9 protein-coding genes are annotated in these 5,498 nt (G+C 74.0%); all 9 read right to left on the reverse strand.

Going from position 1 to position 5,498, the window contains the following annotated elements:
- Nucleotides 1-3: 3 nt before the first annotated feature.
- Nucleotides 4-492: a roadblock/LC7 domain-containing protein gene (locus GL263_RS20340; protein ID WP_228456691.1), complete on the reverse strand. Its 489-nt coding sequence runs from the start codon at nucleotides 490-492 to the stop codon at nucleotides 4-6.
- 88 nt (nucleotides 493-580) lie between these two features.
- On the reverse strand, nucleotides 581-1,471 hold the full coding sequence (locus tag GL263_RS20345) for a transcriptional regulator (protein ID WP_228456692.1): 891 nt from the start codon (nucleotides 1,469-1,471) through the stop codon (nucleotides 581-583).
- Entirely contained in the window at nucleotides 1,468-1,854 is a 387-nt protein-coding gene (locus GL263_RS20350) for a hypothetical protein (RefSeq protein ID WP_182857173.1), read from the reverse strand. The genes GL263_RS20345 and GL263_RS20350 overlap by 4 nt, the downstream gene beginning before the upstream one ends.
- Nucleotides 1,855-1,968: 114 nt before the next feature.
- Nucleotides 1,969-2,409, reverse strand: coding sequence for a MerR family transcriptional regulator (locus tag GL263_RS20355; RefSeq protein ID WP_182857174.1), 441 nt, complete (start codon nucleotides 2,407-2,409; stop codon nucleotides 1,969-1,971).
- Between the two features lie 96 nt (nucleotides 2,410-2,505).
- The gene (locus GL263_RS20360) at nucleotides 2,506-3,261 is read right to left on the reverse strand and encodes an SDR family NAD(P)-dependent oxidoreductase (protein WP_182857175.1); all 756 of its coding nucleotides are present in this window, start codon (nucleotides 3,259-3,261) and stop codon (nucleotides 2,506-2,508) included.
- 80 nt (nucleotides 3,262-3,341) lie between these two features.
- The gene (locus GL263_RS20365) at nucleotides 3,342-4,061 is read right to left on the reverse strand and encodes a DUF5063 domain-containing protein (RefSeq protein WP_182857176.1); all 720 of its coding nucleotides are present in this window, start codon (nucleotides 4,059-4,061) and stop codon (nucleotides 3,342-3,344) included.
- Nucleotides 4,054-4,653, reverse strand: a complete 600-nt coding sequence (gene recR, locus GL263_RS20370; RefSeq protein ID WP_182857177.1) for a recombination mediator RecR — start codon at nucleotides 4,651-4,653, stop codon at nucleotides 4,054-4,056. Before recR ends, GL263_RS20365 begins: the two co-directional genes overlap by 8 nt.
- A 149-nt stretch (nucleotides 4,654-4,802) precedes the next feature.
- On the reverse strand, nucleotides 4,803-5,141 hold the full coding sequence (locus GL263_RS20375; RefSeq protein ID WP_143650955.1) for a YbaB/EbfC family nucleoid-associated protein: 339 nt from the start codon (nucleotides 5,139-5,141) through the stop codon (nucleotides 4,803-4,805).
- A 146-nt stretch (nucleotides 5,142-5,287) separates the two neighbouring features.
- A partial coding sequence (locus GL263_RS28520; RefSeq protein ID WP_228456693.1) for a hypothetical protein occupies nucleotides 5,288-5,498 on the reverse strand: 211 nt, incomplete at its 5' end.

Consider the following 5,498-nt stretch of genomic DNA (forward strand, 5'->3'; position numbering starts at 1 on the left):
GGATCAGCCCGTGCCGGGGCGGCGGGAGGGCAGCACGCCGGAGCGTCCCGGCTCGGTGCGCGGACGGGCCGGGCCGGTGGTCCGCGCCCGGTCCCCGTCGCCGGACCGGCGGGCGGCCGCCGCCTTGCCCTCGGCCAGCTCCGCGATGCGGGCACCGGCCCGGCGGGCCTCCAGGTGCAGACGACCGACGTTCGCCCGGGGCTCGGCGAGCACCGTCAGCACGGCCGTGGGACCGGCCGCGTACGTGGCGACGTAGCCGTGCTCGCCGCGTACGACAAGCTCCTGGAAGGCGCCCCGGCCGGTGGCGTCGGTCACCCGCAGCGCCACGCCGAGCGCGGCGGCGGTGAGCGCCGCCAGTCCCTCCGGCTCGACACCGCCGGTGTCCTGGGCGAGCACCAGCCCGTCGACGCTGGCCGCGAGCGAACCCGTCAGATGCGGGACACGGGCGCGCAACCGCCTCAACTCGTCGAACACCTCGGGCTCCACAGCCATCATCTGCCTCCTCCCGGCACGCTGTCTGAGGGCACGTCTCATGACGGCGCGAGACGTTCCTCGCGGTCGTGGTGCGCAGGACGGGATCTCACAGCTTCTCCTCCAGGGCGTCTCGTAGTCGGCGGAGCAGTTCCACGTCCGGATCGGTGACGACCGCGTGGAGTCGGACAGGGTTCTTCTCTGTTGAGCGGCGGGGCGACAGTCCGGCGGGCGACGGCACGGCGGGCGACGGGACGGCGGCGCCCGCCGAGGCCGGTGCCGCCGGCGGGACGCGCGGCGGCGGCGTGGCGGGGGGCGGGGTCGCCACCCGGCCGGCGGCGGCCAGCCGCCGCACGTCCACCAGGGTGTGGAAGGCCGGGCGGCCCAACTGGCGGGCGATCGCGTACGGCGTGCGCGTCCCGTCCGCGAGTTCGAGCACGTCCCGCTGGCGGCGCGGCACCCGGCCCCGGCCCGGACCGGTCGACGGCTCGGGGAGCCGCCTCACCGGCGAGGTGTCGACCGCCGGATGCGGCCACAGCCGGTCCAGCAGGCGTCTCCGCCGCCGCACCTCCCGCTCCACGGCCCCCGCCGGCACCGCCCGGATGGGCCCCAGCCAGTGCCCGGCGCCCGCCCGGAACCTCACCGCACCCGGCGACGCGTCGAGCACGAAGAACGCCGCGTCGAAGAGCGCGAAGAGGTGGCAGATCTCCAGCTCGCCGCGGGAGAGCCGGCCGCTGTCGACCAGCCGGCGCGCGATACCGCCGCGCGCGCCGCCGTCCCGCACCGCCTGCTGCCAGCAGTCCGCCGCCAACCGGCCTCCGCGGGCGAGCAGTTCGTCCAGCCCGGGCGCGGCCGAGGACTCCGCGTGCACCACCTCGCCGTCGGTCAGGTAGACCGCGCCGACGTCGCTGTAAAGCACTCCCGTCGCCCGGTCGGCCGCCAGCCGTCGCAGGCTGGGCATCCCGTCGGTTGTCGTGCCGCCGTCCGTGCGTGTTGTCATGTCAACACCAGCCGTTCGGCCAGGGCCCGCAGTCGTAGCCGGGCCAGCGCGAGGTTGCCTTCTTCCGGGTCCAGCCAGAGGTAGAGGAACACCGTGCTGTCGATGCCGGTCTCGACGAACCGCAGCAGATGGAATCCGTTGCGGGCGCTGACGATCACGTCCTCGACACCTGGACCGTCATCCGGCCCGCCCTCGCCGAACGACGGCTGCTCGGCCGCCATCCTGGCCAGCTCGGCGGTCTCGGCCGCCGACGCCTCGTGGTCACCGGCCGGTGACTCGCCGACGGTGCCCAGCGCGAGACCACTCGTCCAGTCGACCACGGCGGCGCCACGCGCGCCGGGCAGGACCATGGCCTCAAGCAGGCACTCGTCGATTCCGGGCACGCCAGATCCCCTCCCTCACCGGCCCCACCTCGGCGCCGGTGAGCAAGAAGTTACGCAACGTGGCGCCGATGTGGGTGAGTTCGGTTGTTCTGCCCCGAGCGGCTCGCGCAGGTACTACGCTTCGCCGCGCACATCCTCGGGGCACTTGCCCCGCGCATACCGCCCGGTGTCGCGCTGACCGGTCGACCCGGGCGGCGGTGGCGGTCGCTCGCCGGCCGCCCTCAGCGCCGCCACCAGCCGCTCCCTGGCCGCGAGTTGTTCCGCGAGACGCGCGTCGAGTACGGCCAGTCGCCGCCGCGCCACCTCCAGTCCCGCCGGTGACGGCGGCGCCGCCGCGACGTCCCCGTCGAGGCACGGCAGGAACCTGCGGACGTCCTCCAACGTCAGCCCCGCCGCGAGGAGATGCCGGATGTTCCGCACCCGGACCACCGCGTGACCGTTGTACACCCGATAGCCGTTGGCGGCCCGCTCGCTGACGAGCAGACCGGCCGCCTCGTAGTGCCGGAGCGCGCGCGTCGACGCGCCCGTCTCCGCAGCGAGTTGACCGATCCGCACTGTCCGTCCCCCTTCCTGTCCCGTCCCCCTTCCTGTCGCTTCCGCGCGCGATGGGGGCGCGCGGCGGACGGCACGCGCCCACTGGCGGTCGAGGCCTCAGGCGACCACCGCGCCGCCGTCCACCGGCAGCACCACCCCGGTGACAAAGCCCGCCCCCGGCTCGCACAACCGGGTCACCGCCCAGGCGACCTCCGCGGGGTCCGCCAGCCGTCCGAGCGGGGTGTGCGCGAGCTGCCAGCGGCGCACCTCCGCCAGCTCCGCGGGCGACATCCCCGCGTGCCGCCCGACGGGCGTCTCCACCGCTCCCGGCGCGACCGCCACCACCCGCACCCCGCGCGGCGCCAACTCGACCGCCCAGCTGCGTGTCAGCACCTCAAGCGCGCTCTTGGAGGCCGCGTAGCCGGCGTTCCCGGGCCAGGCTCGCTGACCCACCGACGTCGTGACGTTGACAACCACCCCGCCCGCCGCCTCCAACGCCGGCAGCGCGGCCTGCGTCAGCAGCGCGGGAGCCACCAGGTTCGTCCGGAACTGGTCTTCGAGCCCGGCCGCCGTCAGCGTCCCGAGCCGCTCCCGCACCACCACGCCCGCGTTGTTCACCAGCACGTCGAGCCGCCCGTGGCGCTCCACCACCGTCCGCACGACACGCTCCGGCTCGCCATCCCCCGTGACGTCGGCGACCAGCGCCTCGACGCCGGGATGGCCGTCGGCGGTGCCGTGCAGCGGCTCCGCGCGGCGGCCCACCACGACCACCCGCGCGCCTTCCCGCGCGAAGGCCCTCGCCGTCGCCCGCCCGATGCCCGAGCCGCCGCCGGTCACCAGCACCGTACGCCTGAAGTCGTCCGTGATCGCCATGCCGCCGATGCTCCGACCCTGACGCCGGTGTCATGGTCAAACCGGGGAGGCCACGGCGCCGACGCGCCCGCCCGGAACGGCTACTCGCCGGCCGTGCGCAGGCCCAACGGCGCGGCGATCTCGGCCGCCATCACCTCACCGGCCTCCCGCTCCAACTCGCCGTCGTCACTTACGGCGTCGCTGTCCGTGTCCAGGCCGTCCAGCTCCGCCAGCGGCGTGTTCAGCCGCACGTGCGCCACCAGCGACTGCAGCGCGCGCAGCGCCGCCGACGCCGTCGGCCCCCAGTTGGAGAGGTAGGAGAACTGCCACCACCACAGCGCCTCCGACACCCGGCCGGCCCGGTAGTGCGCCATGCCGTGCCGCAGGTCCGTCAGCACGTCGGCGAGGTCGTCGGAGATCCGGCAGGCCACCGGCGCACTGCGCGGCACGTACGGGTCGAAGACCTCGGAGTAGACGTCCACCGGCTCCAGCAGTTGCCCCAGCCGCTCCCGCAACTCGTCGACGTCCGGCTCCGGTCCGATGTCCGGCTCGTAGCGCTCCTCCGGGACGATGTCCTCGTGCGCGCCCAACCGGCCACCGGCCAGGAGGAGTTGCGACACCTCCAGCAGCAGGTAAGGAACAGCGCTGTCCGGCTCGTCGCCCTTGGCGACCTCGGTCACGGCGAGGATGAAACTCTCGACCTGGTCCGCGATCTGCACGGCGAAGTCGTCCGGGCTGGCCGTGCTCACGTGGCGGACACCGCCCTGCTCGGCGAGCACGCCCGCGCCCTCGATGACTGTCTCGGTGTCGGTCTCAGACATCAAGCAACCTTCTCCCCTCGAAGGCACGGCCCAGCGTGACCTCATCGGCGTACTCCAAGTCTCCCCCGACAGGGAGACCACTGGCCAGCCGTGTGACCTTCAAACCCATCGCGGACACCATCCGGGCCAGATACGTGGCCGTCGCCTCGCCCTCCAGGTTCGGGTCCGTGGCCAGGATCAGCTCCGTCACCGTGCCGTCCGCCAGCCGCGACAGCAGCTCCCGTATCCGCAGGTCCTCCGGCCCCACACCCTCGATCGGGCTGATCGCGCCGCCGAGCACGTGGTAGCGCCCCCGGAACTCACGCGTCCGCTCGATCGCGACGACGTCCTTGGGCTCCTCCACGACGCAGATCACCGTCGTGTCACGCCTCGGGTCCAGACACACCCGGCACTGCTCCTCCTGCGCCACGTTCCCGCAGACCGAACAGAACCTGACCTTCGCCTTCACCTCGGTCAGCACGTGCGCGAGCCGCCGCACGTCCGTCGGATCGGCCTGGAGGACGTGGAAGGCGATGCGCTGCGCGCTCTTCGGGCCGATGCCCGGCAGCCTGCCCAACTCGTCGATGAGGTCCTGGACCACACCCTCGTACATGACCGCCGACTCCTTCTCCTGCCGTACCCAATCCGGCCCTACCAGAAATGCCGGACGACCGTCCGCCCCGCCCGGCGGCCGCCGCGACCGCCACGGCGGACGGCCCCGGCCCGCCGAACCGCGACGGACGCCCCCTGGAAGGGCAGCCCCTAGAAGGGCAGCCCCGGCATGCTGCCGCTGAGCCCCTGCGCCAGCGGGCCCAGCTTCTCCTGCTGGAGCCGCTGCGCCGCCGCGTTCGCGTCGCGGACGGCGGCCAGGACAAGATCCGCCAGCGTCTCGGTGTCCTCCGGGTCGACCGCCTTCGGATCGATCTCCAGGCCCTTCAGCTCCCCGGAACCGGTCACCGTGGCCTTCACCAGGCCACCGCCCGACGAGCCCTCCACCGGCGTCTCGGCCAGCTCCTGCTGCGCCGCCGCGAGGTCCTGCTGCATCTTCTGAGCCTGCTGCAGCAACTGCTGCATGTCGGGCTGCCCACCACCGGGAAACACGGCTCGCTCGCTCCTGAACTCGGGATCAACGTCCACGGCGGCCCGACCCCGGCGCGACCCGCGCACCCGTCGAGGACCCCGACGGGCCGCGCCCCCGGAGGGGCCACCGAACCCGAGCCTACGCGGTCCGCACCGCCCCCGGGCGCTCACTCGTGGTTGATCTCCTCGATGACCGTGGCCCCCAGCTCGCGGATGATCAGGTCGTGCCCGGACAGCACGGACTCGTCCAGATCGGGGTCGTCCTCCTCCGGGATGTCGTCCTCGACCGACACCACGGGTCGCGGCGCAAGATCCGCCGCCGGCCCGTCCGGCCCGGACGGCCCCCGCTCCCCGGCACCGCCGGGACCACCGCCGGCC

Source organism: Streptomyces durbertensis, from assembly GCF_014156695.1.
In the GTDB taxonomy this organism is placed as follows: Bacteria; Actinomycetota; Actinomycetes; order Streptomycetales; family Streptomycetaceae; genus Streptomyces; species Streptomyces durbertensis.